Consider the following 20934-nt stretch of genomic DNA (forward strand, 5'->3'; position numbering starts at 1 on the left):
TACTCGACCGACTGCACGACCCAGAAGTCGCTGGCGAGGCCCTGGTGGGTCAGGTAGTCGTACGGCAGCGTGAAGTAGCCCTGCTGGCCCCATCCGTCGCCCCACGAGTTACGCACCAGGAAACGGCTCGTCGCGTCGTCATAGCCGACCGCGAGAACGGCGTGCCCGCCGAGCAGTTTCTCGCCCTTGGCCGGCATCGGCGCGTCACCGGTCTTGGCCACGTCCGGGCTTTCGAAGCTCTCGTAGACCGAGAACCCGAACACGAACGGCAGCCCGGAAGCGAGGCAGCCCTTCATGTCATCGACCGTTTGGGTGACTCGCTGGTATTTCAGCGCCTGGTGCTTCGCGGCGTCGTCGTACGCCTGCTGCGGCGGCTTCTGGGTGAACTTGGTGATGTCGTACGCCCAGTCCGTCTCCGGCGGGGCGCCCAACTTGTTCACGCATTTGATGCCGTCCCGGATCATCGCGCCGCTGTCGCTGCCGACGGTCCCCTCGACTTCCCGCTCGCTGTAGTAGATAAACAGGCGGGAAGGCGCGAAATCGGTCTCCTGCTGGCGAATCTGGTCGAACTGCAGGGCACCGCCAATGGCGTTGGCCGTGCAGGAACCCAGGTGGCCCTGGTCGTACACGGCCGGGCAGTGTTCGCGAAGATCGACGCTGGCCGGCAGCGCGGTGGCCACCAGGTCGGCGACCGTGAACTCCAGGTCGCGGAAATCGGGTAGATCCGGAATCCAGCCGTAGCCGGCAATCGGGCGGGTCATCTGACACCTCCGGTAAAGGAAAGAAGAACGTGAGAATGCGAGGTGGTGGGTGCTTTCCGAGCTAGTGTGGAACTCCTGCGGTGGGCAACTACCGAATGCCTTGGTCCGGTGACCGAGAGCACTCGGCAATGTGCCCTATAGTGCGCCACCGAAGCCCGGAAGGAGATCAGCCGCTCGTGCATGAATGGGAGCCGATCGTCGACCGGCAAAACCGCATTCTTGCGGCATTTGCTGAGGATTCCGGGGAAAGCCCGCTGCTGCCACCGAGCCTGCACGCGGTCGCGCCACTGACCGAGCCGGCGGCCGAGCTGGCCGCGAAACTCGGCGCCCGATCGGGCCAGGAGCTGGCTCTCTCGGATCATCCGCGCGGCCGGCAGTGGCACCGAGTGGTCGTGCCGGCCGGCACGGTGGCATTTCTTTGCGCCGCCGCCACCGGAGTTTTCGCGGTGGCCGGCGGATGGGTGGGAATCGCGCTCGCCGGCAGCGGCACCATCGCCACCACCGTGACCGCGGTTTGGTCCGCAGTTTACGTTCTGCGCGACCCGTTGCGCCTTTCGGCGCGCGAGCGCCGGGATTGGCAGCGCGCTCGGTCATGGCATTCCGGCCAGCCGTGGAGTGCCACCCTGTCCGCCGGCCCGGAGCGCCGGCTGGTGTCGGCCGCCTGCCTGGCCGTGGGCCGCATTCTGGCCAGTCCGGCGTGGCACAGGGACACCCTCGACGAGCACCGGCTCCAGCTCGACCTACGGGCCGAGCTGGACGGCATCGACCAGCAGGCCTTCACGCTCGCCACCGCGAAAACGCCGCTGCCCGCGGCATTGACGGACGCGCTGATCGAGCGGGTCACTGCCCTTGGCGCGTATGCGGACCAACTGGACGCCGTCAAGCCGCACCACCCGGTGTCCACCGAATTACCGGCCAAACAGCCGGCCGAGCTGCCGGAGCAGCAAACGACCGAACTGCTGGCCGGCTCGGTGCGAGACGAGTACGCGACCGGTCAGCTGACCTCGCTGACCGCCGACCTTCGGGGCATCACCAGCTCCGGCGAGTCGCGTACGAGTGCCGACTGATCACCTCGTGCGTTTCCGGCCGTTCGAAAATCGACTGGACGGCGACCCGGCCAGGGCCAAGCAGCCGTAGCCAGACGTGCCGGTAGTCGTAGGCCCTGGACGAGTAATAGGAAATGCCGGCGGTCCGCGGATATTCCAGATGCAGGTGCATTTTTACCGACAGGTCATGGTAAAGCAGCGCGGTCGGCTGAATAAGCAACGTCTCGTTCGGTTCCAGATCCCGAAAGAAGACATTGCCGGGCGCGTGCAGGAGCAACAGGCCGGGCGCGTGCTGGGCGGTGAAGATGTCCCCATACGCGCCCATCGGGTAGTGCATTTCGCGATCGTCGCCATAGCCGGTCTGGAACCACACTCCGGCCGCCGACCAGGTGTAGGTGACATTTCCGCTGGCGACCAGCAACCGGTGTTCGCGTACGGCCACGGCCTGGTTGTGCTGCAACGGAAGCGCGATCACCTCGCCGGCGTGGTTGTCCGAGATCGCGATCCGGCCCGGTCCCTGGCCCTGCATCATGATCAGTGGCAGTCCGGCGAGCACGCGGTTCCACCCGCCGCCGAGATTCATCGCGGCCAGCTGCGCGTTGGGCTCGGCCCAGAGCAGTTTGTGGTGCGAGAAGTAAATCCACTCGCTCTGCGCCAGGGTGAAGTCGGCGACCGGCACGGTGGTGCCCTCGATCTGCACGTGCGACCGGCCGAACTGGATCCTCGCCATGTCCTTGATGCCGGGCTGCTTTTCCCAGCCGGACTTGCTGATCGCGCGTCGTACGTCGACCGGCGCGCCGCAGTGCGGGCACGACTCGCCGCTCGCGTCGCTGGCCTGCCGGCAGTATCGGCAGGTGTAGGCGGAAACACTGGGGGTACTCATCTATCAGCCCCCTCAGTCCGAGCCGTGGTGCACGTACATGGACTGGATACCGACTCGTCCCGGACCGGTCATCTCGGCGAGATACATGCCGTGTCGCAGCAGGCCGGTCTTGACGTTCATTTGGAAGGCCTGCATCTGGACGGTCGAGTCTTTGTAAAGAAATGCCCCCGGTTCGACCATGATTTTTTCACCCGGACGGAGCACTCGTTCAAAGACGTTCCCGTTTCCGTGCAGCAGAAGCAGGCCTGGCAGCTGCGCGGCCACGAACCGGTCCATGTACATCCCGTTGCCCCCATGCAACAGGTTTACTAACCCTTTGATCCGCACGAAGGAGTAGGAAATGTTGCCCGTTGCGACCAGGAACGCGTGCTCTCTCACGTCCAGTTCCTGGTTGGGGTGCAACGGCAGGACCACCATCTCGCCGGGCGCGTCCCGGGAGAAGGCGACCCGGCCGGGGCCCTGCGCCACGGACAGCACAAAGGGAATGCCGCCGAGCGTACGTTTGAAACCACCGCCGGTGTTCATCGCGGTCAGCGGCACCCGCTCGTCTTTCCACAGCAGGATGTGGTGCTCGAAATACACCCAGTCCTGCGGGCCTAGGCTGAGCTCGGCGACCGGCACCAGCTCGCCCTCCACCTGACAGGTGCTTTGGGAGAACCGAAACTCGGTCATGTCCCGCAGCCGGGGCGCCTCCCGCCATCCGGAGTCGCTGACCTTGTCGCGCTGGTCCTGCGGCGCACCGCAGGTCACGCAACTGGTCGCACCCGGCGGATTCTGGCTGTGACACCACTGACATTCGATCCGATCCACGCCCGCCTCCGTTTCACCCCGGCGACCCCCGCCATACCCGGCCGCGGGGAAACGCTAGCAACCAATTGCCAGCCGCATATGTATAGCCGAGGAGTTGTATGGTGGGCGCAACGGGACACAGTGGAGGCCGGAGTGGCAATTTTTGGGCGGGAGTTCATCGCGGTTCCGGACGACCGCAAAGGTCAAATTGTCTTTAAGTGGCCGGACATCAGTATCCGTCGTTTCACCCAGGCAATCGTCAATGCCGACGAAATGGCGCTTTTCGTCAACACCGGCCGGGTCGTCCAGACAATGGGACCCGGACGCCACCAGGTCGACGCGGACGAGCTGCCGGGCCTGGGCATCCTGATCGACGCGGCGACCGCCGGTCGCGCGTATCGGGCCGAGCTCTATTTCGTCGGCACCCGGGAATTCACCGGTTTCACCTTCGGCGGCCGGATCGACGAGGTGCAGGACGCCCAGACCGGCCTGATCGTCACCCTCCGGGTTTTCGGTGACTACGCGATGCGCGTCGTCGACCCGGTCCGGCTGATCACCAACCTGGTCAGCACGGTGGACGTACGAGACAACAACAAGATCGCCAGCTGGGTCAGCGACCAGGTGCTCAAGGTGATGCGCAGTGACATCACCACCCAGATCGTCCGCAACGGCTGGCCGATTCTGGGTTTGATGGCTTATTCGGCCGATATCGAGCAGGCGGTCATCGGTGGCGCGAACCACCAGCTGCAGGCGTATGGCGTGGCGCTGACCCGAATGGGCAACTTCGACATCAACCTCGCGCCGGAAGACGCCGCACAGCTCAAAACCCTCGCGAAGGACACCAGTTATTCGCGGCTGGCCGGCAGTTTCAACCAGTACGCGGCTGGTGAGATGGCGCTCGGCGCCGGGCAGGGCATGGCGAAGGGCGGAAACGCCGTCGGCGGCGCGTTCCTCGCGGCCGGGTTGGGCGCCGGTGCGGCCGCGGCCGCGGGGCCGGTGCAGGGCACTCCCCCGCCGACCGGATTCGTCGCCGCCGGCGGCTACGCCGGTCCCCCGCCGGGAGCTCCGGCCGGCCAGCCCGCCGGCACCGGAACGGCCTGTTCTTCCTGCCAGGCGACCAATCCGCCGGGCGCGAAGTTCTGCATGGGCTGCGGGGGCCAGCTGACGGCCACCTCGCCGCACTGCACTAATTGCGGCACCGAGCTGGCGACCGGCGCCCGGTTCTGCTCTGGGTGCGGCACCGCGTCAGGCTGACGACTCGGCAGTCGCCGCCGCGGCCGTGTCCCTGGACCGGTCGCGGCGGCTGATTTCCAGGGTGAACCCGGCAGGTTTGACGGTGAGCAGTTCGGTGACCCGCAGCTGATAGCCCGGATCGGGCTTCAGCTCGTACCGATGCAGCAGAAGCCCGAGCACCAGCGTCGCCTCGTGAATGGCGAACTGCCGTCCGATGCACGCCCTTTCCCCGGTGCCGAAAGGCTTGTACGCGTGCGGGGGCCGTTCTTTCGCGCGGCCAGGGGCAAAACGGTCCGGCTCGAAGGCCTCCGGGTCGTCACCCCAGACGGTCGGATCGCGGTGCAGCAAGGGAAGCGGCACGATGACCCAGTCGCCCTTGTTCATTTTCAGCCGGCCGCCAATGACGGTGTCCTCGCGTGCTTCGCGGAAATACGCCGGAGCCGTTGGCCAGAGCCGCAACGACTCGTCGAGCACCCGCCGGACGTACCGGAGTTTGGTCACCTGCTGGAAAGTCGGGTCCGGCTCCGGGTCGTCGCCCCACACCCGGTCCACCTCGGCCTGCGCCTGCGCCAACGCGGCCGGGTGCCGAGTCAGATAGTAGAGCGCGAAAGACAGCGCACCAGACGTGGTTTCGTGGCCAGCGACCAGAAAAGTGTGCACCTGATAGCGGATGTTCAGCGGGTCCAGCCGCTCGCCGGTCTCCGGATGGCGTACGGACAGCATCAGCCCCAACAGGTCCTGCGCCTGCCCAGCACCGGGTTTGCTGCGCTCGGCGATCACGTCGTCCACCAGCGCGTTCATGGTGGCGAGGTCGACGGCATTGCGCTGGATCGCCTTCCGGCCCAGGATCTTACTGATCCCCGGCAGGTAGAAAACCTGCCGCTGGGCGAACCGCAGCGCGCCGACCATCGCTGACACGTACGGATGCGGCTCCGATCGGTCGAACGACCCAAAAGAGTAGCCAAAACCGGTCTGGCCGATGGTCTCCAGCGTCAGCTTTGTCATGTCCGCGGCCACATCCACCGGCGGCCCACCCGCCCGCGCATCCCAGGCGGCGGTCAGTTGGCGGGCCACGTCGACCATCACCGGGTGATAGCCCTGCATGGATTTCTGGGTGAACGCTGGCATCAGGATGTCGTGCGCCCGCTGCCAGTTGGGTTCGTCGTTATGTGCGGTGAAAAGTCCGTCGCCGCCAATCTGGCGGAGCTCTCGTACGCCGAGCCCGACGTGCTTGGCGAACCGCTTCTCGTCCGCCAGTTCGCCCACCAGGTCGGCACCCTGCACGATCACGATCGGGCGGCTGAAGAACTTCCGAGTGAAGATCGGCCCGAGCCCGCGGCCGAACCGGAGGGTGTCCTGCACCGGAGTCCGCGGATGGACCCCGATCAGATCTCCCAGAAACGGGATCCGCCATGGCGGGTGCGGCAACCCGGTGGTGTCCACAGCTCCACTCCCCACTATTGAACTCAATTCCAATAGTGTCAGCATTCGCCCGTACTGAACCCGTGTCAAGTAGAGTTCCGAAGGTGCGTACCAGACTCAGCACGCAGGACCGGCGGCGACAGCTGATCGCCATCGGCGCTGAGCTGTTCGCCAGCCGGCCGTACGAGCAGGTCTGGATCGAGGAGGTCGCCGAGATCGCCCAGGTCTCACGCGGCCTGCTCTACCACTACTTCGCCACGAAAAAGGACTTCTTCATGGCCGTCGTCGAGGTCGAGGTCGAGCGGTTGCTGCGGCTGACCGCGCCCGACCCTGGACTGCCGTTGCCTCTGCAGTTGAATGCCGGGCTTGAGGCATATCTGGACTACGCGCAGAACCACAAAATCGGTTTCCAACTGATGCACCGGTCGGCCATCAACGTGGACGAGGAAATCCGGGCCATCTATGACAAGACGCTGGCCACCCACGAGCGCCGGATCGTGGCCGCCCTTGGCGCCAGCAACGCCACCGCCGGGATCGCCGTGCGGGGCTGGTTGGCCTTCATCGAGTCGGTTTGCCTGGACTGGCTGGACAATCCAGACCTCACCCGCGACCAAGTACGAGACCTGTGCGCCCGCACTTTGCTGGCCGCCGTCGGTTTCCAGGAAACATAGACTCTTCGAATGTAACGATACGGCTCGGCTTTGTGAGCCGTATCGTTACATTCGCGTACAGCAGACCTACTTCTCCGCGGGTTTGTAAGACAGGACGAGAGCGCCGGAGCCGAGGTCACGGGTACCGATCAGTTCCAGCGTGGTCGGGTCGATACCTTCGTCGAACAGCCGCCGTCCGGTGCCCTGCACGACCGGCGCGAGCCAGAGCCGGTATTCGTCGATCAGGCCGTGTGGGAACAGTGTGTTGACGAGGCCGGCACTGCCATAAATGAGGAGGTCCTGGTCGGATTCCTTCAGCGCCCTTACGCCTTCCACCACGTCTCCCGCGATGCCGGTCGCGTTCCATTCGAAGTCGGTGAGAGTGGAGCTGGCGACATGCTTGGGAATGCTGTTCATTCGTTCGGCGAACTCACCCTCGTGGGTCATCGTCGGCCAGGCTTTCGCCATGCCTTCGTACGTCAGCCGGCCCAGCAACAGAGCGTCGCTGGCGAAAAGCAGCTCGTGTGCGTGTTCGCCGGCCTTGTCGTTGAAATACGGCCCGGTCCAGGCCGGGCTCTCCACCACGCCGTCCAGCGTGACGTAAATCGAAGCGGTGATCTTTCCCATGATTGTTCCTTACTTGACAGGAGAAACGGCGAGGAATTCCTCGACGATCGGGACGAGCCAGGCGGCTCGGTCCATAATGGACAGATGGGTGGTGCCGGGCAGGATGGCGAGCTGGGACGGTGGGAGCCCGACCTCGTCGCCCGACGCGCCGCCGCCGAAGAGGCGGAACAGTTCGACGGCATGCTCGGGCGTCACGATGTCCGAGTCGCCGACCACCACCAGGGCCGGTGCCGCGATGGCGCGCACCTGCTCCGCCGTCCAGCCGGTGAAAGCCTGGTCCATGATCTTGGTCTTCTGTACGAAAGCCGGCCAGTCCTGCGGGCGCGGCGCGATTTTCGCGTACGCCTGCTGGTAAATCGTGCCGTCCAAGGCCGCCGCGGTGAGGTCGGCCAGCCCGTCCATAAAGCCCGGATGGAAGCCGCCCAGGTGATATGCCGGCGTGATCATCACCAGTTTTCGTACCAGTGCGGGGTGATCGACGGCCAGCTGCAAACCGAGGCCGGCGCCGTTGCTGTAGCCCAGGACATCCGCGGAGGTGGGGTCCAGGTGCCGCAGGAGGGCAGCGGTGTCATCGGCCATCTGCTCGTACGAAAGCGGGCGGTCGAGGTCGGCGGTCCGGCCGTGTCCCTGTTGCTCGGCCGCGATCACCTGGTGATTTTCGGCTAGTACGCTCAAAATCTTGCTGAACGAGGTCTCGATAGTGGAGACGCCGCCATGCAGCAGAAGCAGCGGGTCTCCACGTCCGTGGACCTCGTAGTACATCCTCAGGCCATTCACAGTGGCGTACATATCAGTTCTCACTCCCGAAATATGGTTGCCGGGCACGGGCCTCGCGCAGCGCGCAGGCCCACCACGTCAGCTGGTCGAGCATCGTTTTCACCATCGTGTGACAGGCCGCGGACGGCTTCGGCCAGCTGCCGTCGGCGGCGAATAGGTCCCAGTAGTCAGGCAGGGTGACCGCGGCCCGGATGGCGGTAGCGTTCAATTCCGCGAAGACGAGTCGCAGCTGGGAAACCGCGTGCAGACCACCGGATTCCCGGCCGTACGCCACGAAAGCCACCGGCTTCGCGGCCCATTCCTCATAGAACCAGTCGAGAGCGGTCTTCAGCGGCGCCGGGAAGCTGTGGTTGTATTCCGGTGTCACCACCACGAACGCGTCCGCGGCAGCCAGCCGGAATCCGAGCTCTCGCACCGAAACCGGCAGCTCCTCGTCCACATCGGTGAGGACTTCGGGCAGCCGGGTGACGGCCAGGTCGACGACATCGACCTCCAGGTCGCCGCGCCGGCCGGCCCGGCCGGTGAACCACTCGGCGACGGTAGGGCCGAAACGGCCGCGCCGAGTGCTGCCAATGATGACCACCAGCCGCAGTTTGGCGTTCCCTGACATCCGTCTCACCTCCTGGCTCGTTCGCTGGACACAGCTTGACCGCAGCGGTTTACGGTTTCCTTACCGTCACCTTCGAAAGCGACGGAACCGCAGGTCAGGCCAGTTGTCGAGCCTGCGCCGGGGTGAGTTCGCGGCCGGCCTCGAAGGCTTCTTCGAAGGCCTTGTCGCCCAGCGCCTCGCGGGCGAGGGCGGTGATCCGGTCAACGTCCATGAGCTCGGCCGGCGCGGCCGGCATGGCAGCGGCCGTACGAGCGGCCGCCGCGGCACCCAGCACCTGGGCGGCCGCCGTCTGCTCACCGGCGATGGCGAGGGCGCCGGCGAGCCCCTCCAAGGCCCAGGCGGTGTCCCGCGGCGCATCCATTTTTTCGGCTAGTTCAAGGGCTTCCAGGTGCAGCGCCCGGGAGGCCGCCGCTTCGCCGCGCTGTTCGGCGAGGAAACCGAGCTCGACCAGGACCATCGACAAGTAGATCGGCGTGCCCTCGTCCCGCGCTTGGTCCAGCAACTGGTTCAGATGCAGCTCGGCGAGCGCGAAGTCGCCGGATTTGCGGCCAGCATACGCAAGACCGGTCCTGGCCATGATCTGGCCAAGCAGCGAATTCTGTTCGGTGGCCAGCCGCAGCGCCCGCCCGCCGAACTCGATGGCCTGCGGGAAATCCCCGGTCTGCATGGAAATCCAGCTCAGCCAGCCGAGCCGGGTCGCCACGTCCGGCCACAGGCCAAGGTCCTGCGCGATCGGCAGCGCCTCCTGGTGCAGCCGGGCGGCCCGCCGGTGGTCGCCGACCAACTCGGCCAGCGCGGCCAGCCACTCGTTGGCCTGCAGCTGACCCCACCGGTCCCCGAGGTCCGCGAACAGCCGACTGGCCCGAGTCGCGTCCCGCTTGATCGCGTCGAGATCTCCTCGTACGTGCGCGAATTTGGCTCGCGTGAGCAGCGCGGCGGCGGTCCCCCACCAGTCGCCGTCGGCTTCCAGGCCGGCCATCGCCTCGGCCAGCGACGCACCGCCCGGCGACCCGGCGGTCTGGCTGGACACCAGGAACCAGCGCAGCCGCGGCTGGCCCTTCAGCTGCCCCAGCGCTTCCTCGACGTCACCTTCTTGGCCCTGCAGAAGAGAAAATCCGGTGTACCAAGCGAATGCGACCGGGTCGTCGGCAACCGACAGCGCGGTCCGCAAGAACCGTTTGGCCTCGGTCAGACGACCGCGCAGGAACCAGTACCACGTGAGCGCGGTAGCTAGTCGTACGGCCATCTCACCGTGCTGGTCGGCGACCGCGCCATCGAGCGCGCCGCGGAAGTTGGCGGCCTCGTCGTCCAGCCGCTCCAGCCACTCGCGTTGATCTGGACCGCGCAGCAGCGGGTCGGCTTTTTCCGCCAGGGCAACGTAATATCGCTGTTGGCGGGCTCGTAGGGCCGGCAGCTCGGCGGCATCGGCCAACCGGTCCTGGCAGTAGGCCGCGACCGACTCCAGCATTCGATAGCGTGGCCCGTATGGGCCGTGCACCGCGACCACCATGCTGCGATCGACCAATCGGCCCAGCAGCTCCAAAATCTCGTCCTCGGGCAAGTCCGCGACGGCTCGGGCGGCCTCCACAGTGCAGCCGTCCGGATGGACCGCCAGCCGGCGCAGCACCAGGCGCTCGGGCTCGCTGAGCAGCTCCCAGCTCCAGTCGATCATCGCCATCAGGGTCTGCTGGCGCGGCGGCGAGCCGCGATGCCCGGTGGCGAGCAGCCGGAACCGGTCGTCCAACCGGGCGACCAGCCCCTGAACGCCGAGCGCCGGCACCCGGGTGGCGGCCAGTTCCAGCGCCAGCGGAATGCCGTCCAACCGGCGGCACAGCACCGCGACCGGGCCAGCGTTTTCCTCGTCCAGCGCGAAATCCCGCGACGCGGCGGCCGCACGGGCCGCGAAAAGCCTGACGGCGCTGGCATTTTCCAGTGGCGGCACATTCCAGACCACCTCGCCGGGCAACGCCAGCGGCTCCCGGCTAGTGGCCAGCACTCGTACGCCCGGAGCCGCCCGCAACACCGCATCGACCAGCTCGGCGGCCTCGTCGATCACGTGCTCGCAGTTGTCCAGCACCAGCAGCAGCTCCCGCTCACGCAGCGCGGCGGCGAGCCGGTCGACCGAGCGCTGCGTGTCACCGGACGTGTCACGGACGCTCAACGCGTTCATCACCACGTCCGCGAGCGCGTCGCTGCAGGTCTGGTGGTAGCCGGCGAGCTCCACCAGCCAGCCCCCGCCAGTGAAGCGTTTTACCAGTTCACCGGCTATCTGTACGGCCAATCGCGTCTTGCCGACCCCGCCCGGGCCGGTCAGCGTCACCAGCCGGTCGGTGGCCAGCCGGGCCTGGATCCGGGCGATCGCGTCGTCGCGGCCAATCAGCTCGCCCAGCGGCGCCGGCAGATTGCCGCTGGACCGGGGCGCCTCAAGGCCCGCGTCCTGGGTCAGAATGGCCTGCCGGAGGTCGGACAGCTCCGGGCTCGGATCCAGGCCGAGGTCCTCAGCCAGCCTTTCTTGCAGTTCTTGGAAACTGTCCAGCGCCTCGGTCTGCCGGCCAGAGCGGTAGAGCGCGCGCATGTGCGCGGCCCGCAACCGCTCGCGCAGCGGGTGCTCGGCCAGCAGATCGCTCAGCTCGCCGACCAGCGCCGCGTCCTGCCCCATCGCGAGCCGCGCCTGCGCTCGATCCTCCAGCGCGGTCAGCCGCTGCTCGGCCAGCCGCGCGATGGCCGGGCCGGCGAAAGACTCATCGACGAAATCCGCGTACGCGGACCCGCGCCACAGCTCCAACGCCTCCGTGAGGATCGCGTCCGTACGGCCGGATTTCTCCGTCAGGGCAACAAACCGGAGCGCGTCGACCTCATCCGAGCGCAACGCGTACCCGGCCGGTCCGGACACCACCAACGCCTTGCCGCCGGCCTCCGCGTCCTCCAACACCCGGCGCAGCTGCGACACCTTGACGGCGAGCGCCGCGCCGGGATTGCTCGGCGGTCGGTCGCCCCACAGATCCTCGGCCAGCCGGTCCGCGGACACCGGCCGGCCCTGCGCGATCAACAGCACCGCGAGCAGCGCGCGAACCTTGGCGCCGGGCACCTGCACGACGTCACCGGCGGTCGTCCAGACCGTCAGCGGCCCCAGCACTCCAAATCTCACCGGCCCACCATAACCGGTCCCCGACCTGGTGATTTACCGATCGCATACGCTGGACGAGTGCAGGAGCAGGAGTGGCGAGCGCGGCGCGCGGCCTACGAGAGCGCCGTCGACGCGCTGACGGCCGGTCACCGCGAGCGCTCCCGGCGGCAGCAGAAACACCCGGTTTTCGACTTCCTGTTCACGTATTACTCGCTTCGCCCCGGCAAGCTGCGCCGCTGGCATCCCGGCGCCGGCGCGGTCCTGGAAAACGCCGACGAATTCCTCGCTACTGCGGGCTATGTCCGCAGGCCAGAAGGGGTATCGGTGGATCCGGCAGCGCTGCCCGAGCGGCAGCTCACGGCGGCTCGCAATGTCCACCGGCTGCTGAAGGCGACCGCCGGCCGGCCGCCTCGGCTGGGTTGCTCCGGGCTGCACGAGTGGGCGATGGTCTACCGGCAGCCAGCCGACCGGCGACACTCGTACGTGCCGTTGCGGCTCGGCTCCGAGGGCACCGACACGGTCGTCGAAACACTGCCGATGAAATGCAGCCATTTCGACGCTTTCCGTTTCTTTACTGACGAAGCTCGGCCGTTGAATCCGATCCAGCTCACCCGCGAGTCCACAGTGGACAATGAACAGCCGGGCTGTTTGCACGCCACCATGGACCTCTACAAATGGGCGTACACACTCTCTCCGCTGACGCCGTCCGAGCTGGTGTTGGACTGCTTCGGGCTGGCGATGGATGCCCGGGAGCTGGACATGCGGGCCTCGCCGTACGACCTCAGCGCGTACGGTTACCAGCCGGTCCACATCGAAACACCGGCCGGTCGCCGGGAGTACGCGCTGGCGCAGGGCGCGCTGGCCGAGCGGGCGGCTCCGCTGCGCGACCGGCTGATCACGTTTTCGGAGGTCTAGACATGCCAGCGGCATGGCCGCTCGTCGGGCGGTCGAAGGAGTGGGAGTTCGTCGCCGACGCGATGGGCCGCCAGCGCGGGATCGTGCTGGCCGGCGCGGCCGGCGTGGGCAAGACGCGGCTCGCGCGGGAAGTCCTGCAGGCCGCCGCCCGCCGCGGCTCGACCACCCGCTGGGCCTTCGCGTCCGCCTCCGCACGCGGCCTGCCACTGGGCGCTCTCAGCCCGATTATCTCTGTGACGGACGGAAATCCCGCACAGTTGCTACGACACGCCACCGACGCGCTGGCCGCCGGCACGGACGTGGTCGTCGGCGTGGACGACGCCCATTTGCTGGATGAGCTGTCGGCGCTGGTGCTTTACCAGCTGGTGGGCGCCGGCGCGGCCAAGGTGATCGTGACCGTCCGCACCGGCGAGCCGGCGCCGGCCGCCGTGACGGCATTGTGGGAGGGCAGTTTGTTGCCACGGCTGGAAATCCAGCCGCTGCCCGAGGCAGCCACCGCCGAGTTGGTGGCGGCCGCGCTCGGCGGCCCAGTGGACAGCAATGGCACCGCGAAGCTGTGGTCGATGACGCACGGGAACGCGCTTTTCCTGCGGCAGCTGGTGCTTGGCGAGCTGGACGCCGGCCGGCTGGTCGATGTCGGCGGGGTGTGGCGATGGTCTGGCGCGGCCGGAGTCTCGCCCGTACTGGCCGAACTCGTACGCGCCAGAATGGGCGGCCTCACCGACCAGGCCCGCGAGGTGGTCGACGTGCTCGCCCTCGGCGAGCCGCTGGGCACCGAACTTCTGGTTGACCTGACGGGGAAAACAGCCGTACGGACGGCGGAAGCGGCCGGCCTGGTGGGCATCGAGCAGGACGGTCACCGGCGGCAGGCGCGGCTTGCGCACCCGCTTTATGGGGAAGTACGCCGAAACGGCATTGGTCAGCTGCGCGCCCGCCGGCTGCGCGGCGCGATCGCCACCGCGCTCGCCGACGCCGGCGGCCGCCGCGCCGACGACACCCTGCGCCGCGCGGTCCTCGTGCTGGATTCCGACCTCACCCCGGACCCCGCGCTGCTGACCACGGCCGCCGGCGCGGCGATCGCACTTTTGGACCTACCGCTCGCCGAACGGCTGGCCCGCGCCGCGGTGGCCGCTGGCGGCGGCTATCTTGCGCGGCTCACGCTGGCCGACTCGCTGTCGTGGATGAGCCGCGGCGAAGCGGCGGACGCCGAGTACGTTCGGCTGGCCGAGATCGCGAGCGACGACCAGGAGCGGGTCCGGGCCGCTTTTCCGCGCGCCGCCAACCTTTTCTACGCGCTGCGCCGGCCGACGCAGGCGATCGCCGTGCTGGAGGCCGGTTTGGCCGCGGTCACCGACAAGGTCGGCCAGCAAGCCCTGATCGGCCTCCGATGCACCTTCCAGGTCCACTTAGGACGGCCACGGGATGTCATTCGTGAAGCCGAAATCGCGCTGGCCACGCCGGGACTGCCGGCCCAGCCACTGGTCATGACGTCGTACAGCTATGTCGCCGGCCTCACGGTCCTGGGCCAAGCCGACACCGCACTGCCGGCCGGCGATCGCGCGTACGCGGCCGCCGATGTTTCCTTCGACTGCGCGGTGCCCAGCCTCGGCCTCGCGATGACGCACGTCTTCACCTTGCGAATGGCCGGATATCTGGAAAAAGCCGAGCAGATCGCGATCGAGCGACGCTCCCGCGGCGGCGAGATCCCGGGCACCCCGCAGGCGTACGGCGCCACCCTGATGGGCCTCGCCGCACTTTTTCGGGGTCGCTTGACAGTCGCCGTCCGGTGGCTCCGGGAAGGCCGGGCCGGGTTGCTGACCGACACCGCGGGCTACCAGAACGCGTGCCTGACCGGCCTGGTCGAGGCGCTCGCCAAGCTCGGTGAGGTCGCCGCCGCCCGGGAGGCTTTGACCCAGCTGGACGCGAATCCGCATCCGGTCATGGTGCTGTTCGAGCCGGACCTGCAGCTGTCCCGGGCCTGGGTGGCGGCCGCCGAAGGCACCGTCACCGCGGCGATCGCACTCGCCCACGACGCGGCGCGTACGGCCCGCGCCGACGACCGGCACGCGCAGGAGATTTTGGCTCTGCAAACCGCTTTGCAGTTCGGCGATGACACCGTCGCGGGCCGCCTCGGCACCCTCGCCACGGTGGCCGACGGTCCCCGCGGCGCGGCCGTCGCCGCACACGCTTTCGCCCTGGCGGCCAACGACGGCGACGCACTGCTGGCCGCTTCCTATGAGTGGGAAAAGATCGGCGACCTGGTGGCCGCCACCGACGCCGCCGCGCAGGCCGCGGTGGCATACGAGCAAGGAAAATCCGCCCGAGAGGCGATCGCCCGAGCCGACCGGCTGGCCGCCGACTGCGGCGGCGCCCGTACCCCGGCGCTGCTGGCCGCGACCCGCCCGCTCCCCCTCACCGGCCGCGAACGCGAGATCGTCAGCCTGGCCGCACAGGGCCTGTCGAACCAACAAATCGCCGACCGGCTGGCCGTCTCGGTGCGTACGGTCGAGGGGCACCTTTATCGCGCCAGCACCAAACTCGGCACCACCAACCGCTCCGACTTCGCGACCCTGCTCAACCCTCGACCGAAAGAAACCTAGTGGTCATGACGGCTGAATACGACGTGGTTATTGTCGGCGGCGGGCATAACGCCCTGGTGGCGGCGAGTTATCTCGCCCAGGCCGGCCGGTCGGTGATCGTGCTGGAACGCGGTGCCGCGGTCGGCGGCGCGGCGGTGTCCTTCCGGGCTTTCGACGGCGTCGACGTACGCCTGTCCCGGTATTCATATTTGGTCAGCCTGTTGCCGCGGAAAATCATCGCTGACCTCGGGCTCGATGTGACGCTGCGGCGGCGGCGAATCTCGTCGTACACACCGTTGGGCGATCGCGGCCTGCTGGTGGACACCCACGATCGCGAGCGGACTGCCGCGTCGTTCCGGTCGATCACCGGATCGGACGCGGATTTCGCCGCCTGGCAACACTTCTACAGCCAGACCGAGCTGGTGGCCCAGCGTGTTTTCGACACCCTGACCGAGCCGCTGACCAGCAAAGACGACCTGAAGGCCCGAGTGCGCGACGATGCCGCCTGGTCGATGCTGTTCGAGCGGCCAATAGCGCACACGTTGCTCGAGCGGTTCGCAGACGACACGGTCCGTGGGGTGGTGTTGACGGACGCGCTGATCGGCACCTTCGCGGCCGCCGGCGAGCCGACGTTGCGGCAGAACCGCTGCCTGCTCTACCACGTGATCGGCAACGGGACCGGCGACTGGGATGTCCCGGTGGGCGGGATGGGCGCGGTCACCGGTTCGCTCGCCGGGGTCGCGCGGCAGGCCAACGCGGTGCTACGGACCGATGCCGAGGCGCTGTCCATAACGCCGGACGGCGAGGTGCGTTATCGACACGGCGACGACGAGCATGTCGTACGCGGAGACTACGTACTGGCGAATGTCGCTCCGCCCACGCTCGCACGGCTGCTCGGCGAGGAACCGACGGAGGAGCCCGAAGGCGCGCAGCTCAAAGTGAACATGGTGCTTTCCCGGCTCCCCCGGTTGCGGCAGCCCGGCCTCGACCCAGTCGACGCGTTCGGCGGCACCTTCCACGTCAACGAAGGTTTCGAGCAGCTGGAGACGGCGTACGCGCAAGCCGCCGCCGGCCAGATCCCGACCCTGCCGCCGTCCGAGATCTACTGCCATTCGCTCACCGACCCATCTATCCTCGGCCCAGCCGAGAAAGCCGCTGGGGTCGCCACCCTGACCCTTTTCGGGCTGCACATGCCGGCCCGGCTGTTCGCTGGCCGCAATGACCAGGCCCGGGCGCAGGCGCTGCGCGCGACGCTGGCGTCCTTGGATGCCGTGCTGGCCGAGCCCATCGAGGACTGCCTGCTCCGGGACAGTCACGGAAACCCTTGCATAGAAGCGAAAACGCCGCTGGATCTGGAGGCGGAGGTGGGGTTGCCCGGCGGTCACATCTTCCACCGTGACCTGTCCTGGCCGTACGCGCAGGATCCGGCGCAGGTCGGGCGGTGGGGCGTGGAGACGGCGTACGAACGAGTCCTGCTCTGCGGTGCCGGCGCGGCCCGCGGCGGCGGGGTCAGCGGCATCCCCGGGCACAACGCGGCAATGGCCGTTCTCGGCGCCACCGACAAATAGGCTTTCCGAAGACAGCGCAAAGTCGTGTGATTCTCGTGGGGAAACTGACCTTACGATTCCCCCACAGGGAGTCTCTCTGGGTGCGCTTGCTAGTGGTTCTACGGCAAAACGGCCGGTCGGCGGAGGCTTTGGCGCTCTACCACCACATCCGCACCCGGTTGGCCGACGAGCTCGGCGTGGACCCCGGCCCGGAACTCTACCGGATCCACGCCGAACTGCTGGCCGGCACGTCCGTACGAGTAGACCGCCCAAGGCCCGGACAACTCGTCCGGATGCGAAATTCCCGTTGGCCTTGACAGGTGCAGACCCCGCTTCACGGCCGTTTCGCGGCCAACTCATGCCCGTTCTCTCGCAATGCCAGCACCAACAGTCCGGCCAGTGCGGCGACATTCAGCACGACCTTGGCCAGCAGATCGGTCGCGGTGAAGCGGTTCGCCGGAAACCGGCCACCATGCTCGCGGTCAACGCCCCGGCGACCAGCGCGAGCCGGTGCCGGTCGGTCCAGCCCTTCGACCATCGACATCCGGCGAAACCCACCGCCGCGGCGACCACGAGCGCCAACGCAGGCGACTCAGACCAAGCCCGTACTATCGCCGCCAGCAAGATCAACGTCACCGAGAGTGTCGTCATCTGCTGGTGGGTCCGGGAGGACGGAGGCCGGGTCGACCGGAAACGGCAGCGGGATGACCGTGCCTTCGAGCTGGCAGTCATCCCGGACCTCGTCGCTTGGCTGGCGACGCGACCCGAAGTCGACTGGGACGACACCCGCCTCGGGAACCGATTCCAGATGACGCTTACCCGTCACTTTTCTTCAGCTCCGATCAGGTGAGGCGCCATTTCCCGTCGCTGAGCATGCCAGCCGCTCTTGTCGCACCGATGTTGCCGAGTTGTCATCACGACACGAGCAGCGACGGCGGAGACCGGCCGACTCCGATGACATCGATATGACAACGTCATGGCATCGGGTCGTGGCACCCTGGTGCGCTCGCGAATTAATCGGCCTGCCATTCACTTTCGGTATTGTGGCGGTGAATGTGACGTCTCTCTTGTGGAATTGCTGGCGAGTCGTATCTTGAGCACTATGGCCAGCGCGCAAATCGCTGATAGGAAAACCCGGGACTCCGCTGCTCCGGACGTGTCGGTCCGGCTACTGGGCGATCTGGAAATCCTGGCGGACGGCGTCCCGGTTCCCGTGGTGGGAGACAAGTGCCGGGTCATCGTGGCATCGCTCGCCCTCGCCGGCGGCCAGCCGCTGAGCGTGCACACCCTCGCGTCGCGGGTGTGGAACAACGAGCTGCCGGCACGGGTCGCCGGCAGTGTGGCCAGCCTGGTCACCCGACTGCGCCGGCCGCTCGGAGTCGGCGCTATCCAGACCGTGCGGGGCGGCTACCAGCTGCGAACCACCCCGGAGCTGGTGGACGCGCTGCGGTTCCGGTCCCTGCTGACGGAGGCGGCGACCAGCGCGGACACCGAACGGGAGCGGTCGCTGCTCGATGCCGCGCTGCAGCTCTGGCGGGCCGAGCCGTTCGCCGGGCTGCGGTCCGAGGTGCTGGAACGGGACGAGCTGCCCGGTCTGGTGGAGTTGCGGCTCGCCGCGCTCGAACGCCGAGCCGACATGGACCTCGCAGCTGGTACGCCGCTGCCCTGGATCGCCCAGTTTCACTATCTGACCGCCCAACATCCGCTGCGGGAAAGCCTGTGGCAGCGGCTGATCATGGCGCTGGCGGCGAGCGGGCGGCAAGCCGACGCCTTGATGGCGTACGAGCAAGTTCGTACGACGCTGCGGGAAAATCTGGGAGTCAGCCCCGGCGCCGAGCTCCAGCGGTTGCACCAGCGGTTGGTGAGCGGCGCGCCCACGGTCACACCACCACCGGTCGAGGTTCCGCAAGTCGAACCGCTGCGCCAGCTGCCGCCGGCCGGTGGTCATTTCGTCGGCCGCGAAGCCGCCCTGGTCGCGCTGGACGATCTGGTCGCCGCCCGTGCGCCGGAGCCGTGGGCCGGTCCGGCCATCGCGGTGATCGACAGCGGCGGTGGCATGGGCAAGACCACGTTGGCGATCCACTGGGCACATCGGGTGCGGGCCGATTTTCCGGACGCCCAGGTGTATCTCGACCTGCGCGGCTACAGCCCCGGCAAAAGCCTTTCACCACACGACGCACTGGAGTTGGCCCTGCGGGCGCTGGGAATCGCCGGCGATCACCTGCCGGCGACGGTGGAAGGCCTGTCGGCGCTTCTTCGTACGGTCACCGCGGACAAACGCATCCTGCTCATTCTGGACAACGTCCGGAACAGCGAACAGGTCCGCCCGCTGCTGCCCGGTCCCGGCGGTGCCGTGGTGGTGACCAGCCGGAGCCAGCTTCGCGGACTGGTCGCCCGCGATGGCGCCGTTCGGGTGAGCCTGGACCGGCTCGCTCCAGCCGAGTCCGTACGGCTGCTGACCGACATTGTCGGCGCCCGCGCGGCCGACGAACCGGAGCGGGCCGCGGACATCGCCCAGCTCTGTGACCACACTCCGCTGGCTCTGCGCATCATCGCGGACCGGCTGTCCCGCCAGTCCAGCACGTCTCTGGGCACCCTCGTCCACGCCCTGCAAGCGCAGGAATCGGTGCTGGACGCGTTCGACACCGGCGACGACGACAGCACCAACCTACGGATAGTGCTGTCGTGGTCGTACGAACAACTCGACCCGGCGGCGGCCCGCGCGCTGCGGCTGATCGGGCTGTTTCCGGGCGCCAGCATCAGTCTTTCGGCGGCGGCCGCGATGGTCGGGCTCCCCGCCAAGGACGTTCGCGTCGTCCTGGACCGGCTCACCGACACCCATTTGCTGGAACAAAAAGAGCACGACCGCTACGAGCTGCATGACCTCGTACGGGCATTCGCCGAGGAACGGTCGCTGGCCCACGACAGCCAACCGCACCGGGCCGAGGCAGTCGTACGCGTCCTTGAGTGGTACGTCCGTGGGCTCAACATGGTCTATCGGCAACTGGAGCCGAGCCGGCAGCGGGTCGGTGTGGAGTCCGCGTCCATCCTGGTGACACCGCCTGCTTTGGCGGACGAGCGGGCCGCGGATGTGTGGTGTGAGGCCGAATATCGCACTCTGGTCGCGCTCGTCGACTGGGCCGTCCACCAGGATCAGCCCGGATATGCGTGCCGGTTGACCTGGCTTCTGCAGATCATGATCAACCGGAGCAACCGGCCGCAGGACCAGATCGACCTGCACCAGATCGCGATCGCGGCGGCCGCGAGCCTGGACGATCCGGTGTTGGAGGCGCGACTGCTCAACGGCCTCGGCAATGGCTTTGCCGAGCTGCAACGCCCGGACGACGCGGAACGCTGCTACCAGGATGCGCTGGCTCGGTTCCAGGCGGCGGGGAACGAACCCGGCGAGGCGCAGGTGCTGGGAAACCTCGGCCTAGTGGACACCGAGCGCGGAAAGTACGAGCGGGCGAAGACCCGGTCGCAGACCGCGTTGGAGCTCTACCGCCGACTCGGCGACCACCGCGGCGAGGCGGTCAACTTCGACAACCTCGCCATGGCGCATTTCGGCTGCCGGGAATACGCCCCGGCGATCGCGTGCTGGCGGCGCGCGTTCGAGATCAACCGGCGGTGCGGCTGGCGGCACAACGAGGGCTACAACCTGGCGAACCTCGGCCGGGCGTACGCGGCGCTGAACAAGCACGAGCGAGCCATCGCCTATTTCGGGCAGGCGTTGCTGCTTTACCGGCTGGTCGGCAGCCGCCAACGCGAAGCGATAACCCAACTCCACCTGGGATATTCGTTGATCGCCACCGGGGACGTCGATGCCGCGCGAGAGGCCTGGCGGGCTTCCCAGCGCACCCTCGACGCGTTGGGCGACGCCCGGGCCGGCGAAGCCCGGCGGGCCCTGGACACCGCCGACGCCGCCGCCGCGATGTTCTGCTGACCTTTCTGGCATCTGACAAATTGGT

The 20934-nt window shown here is 67.7% G+C and carries 18 protein-coding genes; 8 read left to right on the forward strand and 10 right to left on the reverse strand.

Features of this window, described 5'->3' with window-relative positions; translation table 11 throughout:
- A partial coding sequence (locus ABD301_RS17595; protein ID WP_163569114.1) for a C1 family peptidase occupies nt 1-761 on the reverse strand: 761 nt, incomplete at its 3' end.
- 176 nt (nt 762-937) lie between these two features.
- Between ABD301_RS17595 and ABD301_RS17600 the strand changes: the two genes are divergently transcribed.
- On the forward strand, nt 938-1828 hold the full coding sequence (locus ABD301_RS17600) for a hypothetical protein (RefSeq protein WP_163569115.1): 891 nt from the start codon (nt 938-940) through the stop codon (nt 1826-1828).
- Here the strand turns inward: ABD301_RS17600 and ABD301_RS17605 are convergent.
- Entirely contained in the window at nt 1791-2690 is a 900-nt protein-coding gene (locus tag ABD301_RS17605; RefSeq protein WP_163569116.1) for an AIM24 family protein, read from the reverse strand. The genes ABD301_RS17600 and ABD301_RS17605 overlap by 38 nt on opposite strands.
- A 12-nt stretch (nt 2691-2702) precedes the next feature.
- The gene (locus ABD301_RS17610) at nt 2703-3500 is read right to left on the reverse strand and encodes an AIM24 family protein (RefSeq protein WP_163569117.1); all 798 of its coding nucleotides are present in this window, start codon (nt 3498-3500) and stop codon (nt 2703-2705) included.
- Between the two features lie 132 nt (nt 3501-3632).
- Here ABD301_RS17610 and ABD301_RS17615 point away from each other — a divergent pair, with 132 nt between their 5' ends.
- Nucleotides 3633-4733, forward strand: coding sequence for an SPFH domain-containing protein (locus ABD301_RS17615; RefSeq protein ID WP_344311341.1), 1101 nt, complete (start codon nt 3633-3635; stop codon nt 4731-4733).
- On the opposite strand, the gene ABD301_RS17620 is transcribed toward ABD301_RS17615, so the two are convergent.
- Nucleotides 4725-6200, reverse strand: coding sequence for a cytochrome P450 (locus ABD301_RS17620; RefSeq protein WP_425551958.1), 1476 nt, complete (start codon nt 6198-6200; stop codon nt 4725-4727). The two genes, ABD301_RS17615 and ABD301_RS17620, sit on opposite strands and share 9 nt — an antisense overlap.
- A 38-nt stretch (nt 6201-6238) precedes the next feature.
- On the opposite strand from ABD301_RS17620, the gene ABD301_RS17625 reads away from it, so the two are divergent.
- Nucleotides 6239-6805 carry a TetR/AcrR family transcriptional regulator gene (locus ABD301_RS17625; RefSeq protein WP_344311343.1) on the forward strand — a complete coding sequence of 189 codons (567 nt, stop codon included), beginning with the start codon at nt 6239-6241 and terminating at the stop codon, nt 6803-6805.
- A gap of 66 nt (nt 6806-6871) precedes the next feature.
- On the opposite strand, the gene ABD301_RS17630 is transcribed toward ABD301_RS17625, so the two are convergent.
- The 4 genes from ABD301_RS17630 to ABD301_RS17645 all read right to left on the reverse strand — a co-directional run bounded on the left by ABD301_RS17630 (nt 6872) and on the right by ABD301_RS17645 (nt 11946).
- Complete coding sequence (locus tag ABD301_RS17630) at nt 6872-7411, reverse strand: dihydrofolate reductase family protein (RefSeq protein ID WP_163569119.1); 540 nt, start codon at nt 7409-7411, stop codon at nt 6872-6874.
- A gap of 9 nt (nt 7412-7420) precedes the next feature.
- Nucleotides 7421-8212, reverse strand: a complete 792-nt coding sequence (locus ABD301_RS17635; protein WP_344311344.1) for an alpha/beta fold hydrolase — start codon at nt 8210-8212, stop codon at nt 7421-7423.
- On the reverse strand, nt 8202-8798 hold the full coding sequence (locus ABD301_RS17640; protein ID WP_344311345.1) for an NADPH-dependent FMN reductase: 597 nt from the start codon (nt 8796-8798) through the stop codon (nt 8202-8204). The genes ABD301_RS17635 and ABD301_RS17640 overlap by 11 nt, the downstream gene beginning before the upstream one ends.
- Nucleotides 8799-8892: 94 nt before the next feature.
- The gene (locus tag ABD301_RS17645; RefSeq protein WP_344311346.1) at nt 8893-11946 is read right to left on the reverse strand and encodes an AfsR/SARP family transcriptional regulator; all 3054 of its coding nucleotides are present in this window, start codon (nt 11944-11946) and stop codon (nt 8893-8895) included.
- Between the two features lie 57 nt (nt 11947-12003).
- Between ABD301_RS17645 and ABD301_RS17650 the strand changes: the two genes are divergently transcribed.
- From ABD301_RS17650 to ABD301_RS17665, 4 genes are read left to right on the forward strand one after another with little or no spacing between them, the layout of a single operon-like run.
- Entirely contained in the window at nt 12004-12840 is an 837-nt protein-coding gene (locus tag ABD301_RS17650; protein ID WP_344311347.1) for a 3-methyladenine DNA glycosylase, read from the forward strand.
- Nucleotides 12841-12842: 2 nt separating this feature from the next.
- Nucleotides 12843-15440: a LuxR C-terminal-related transcriptional regulator gene (locus ABD301_RS17655; protein WP_344311348.1), complete on the forward strand. Its 2598-nt coding sequence runs from the start codon at nt 12843-12845 to the stop codon at nt 15438-15440.
- Between the two features lie 5 nt (nt 15441-15445).
- Nucleotides 15446-16987 carry a phytoene desaturase family protein gene (locus ABD301_RS17660; RefSeq protein ID WP_344311349.1) on the forward strand — a complete coding sequence of 514 codons (1542 nt, stop codon included), beginning with the start codon at nt 15446-15448 and terminating at the stop codon, nt 16985-16987.
- Between the two features lie 35 nt (nt 16988-17022).
- Nucleotides 17023-17283 carry a BTAD domain-containing putative transcriptional regulator gene (locus tag ABD301_RS17665; protein ID WP_279580810.1) on the forward strand — a complete coding sequence of 87 codons (261 nt, stop codon included), beginning with the start codon at nt 17023-17025 and terminating at the stop codon, nt 17281-17283.
- Nucleotides 17284-17300: 17 nt separating this feature from the next.
- Here ABD301_RS17665 and ABD301_RS17670 read toward each other — a convergent pair whose 3' ends face one another.
- Both ABD301_RS17670 and ABD301_RS17675 read right to left on the reverse strand, forming a co-directional pair.
- On the reverse strand, nt 17301-17510 hold the full coding sequence (locus tag ABD301_RS17670) for a hypothetical protein (protein ID WP_344311350.1): 210 nt from the start codon (nt 17508-17510) through the stop codon (nt 17301-17303).
- 48 nt (nt 17511-17558) lie between these two features.
- On the reverse strand, nt 17559-17792 hold the full coding sequence (locus ABD301_RS17675; protein WP_344311351.1) for a hypothetical protein: 234 nt from the start codon (nt 17790-17792) through the stop codon (nt 17559-17561).
- A gap of 276 nt (nt 17793-18068) precedes the next feature.
- Between ABD301_RS17675 and ABD301_RS17680 the strand changes: the two genes are divergently transcribed.
- Complete coding sequence (locus ABD301_RS17680; RefSeq protein ID WP_344311352.1) at nt 18069-20909, forward strand: AfsR/SARP family transcriptional regulator; 2841 nt, start codon at nt 18069-18071, stop codon at nt 20907-20909.
- Nucleotides 20910-20934 lie beyond the last annotated feature (25 nt).

This window comes from Fodinicola feengrottensis (assembly GCF_039530045.1).
Taxonomy (GTDB): Bacteria; Actinomycetota; Actinomycetes; order Mycobacteriales; family HKI-0501; genus Fodinicola; species Fodinicola feengrottensis.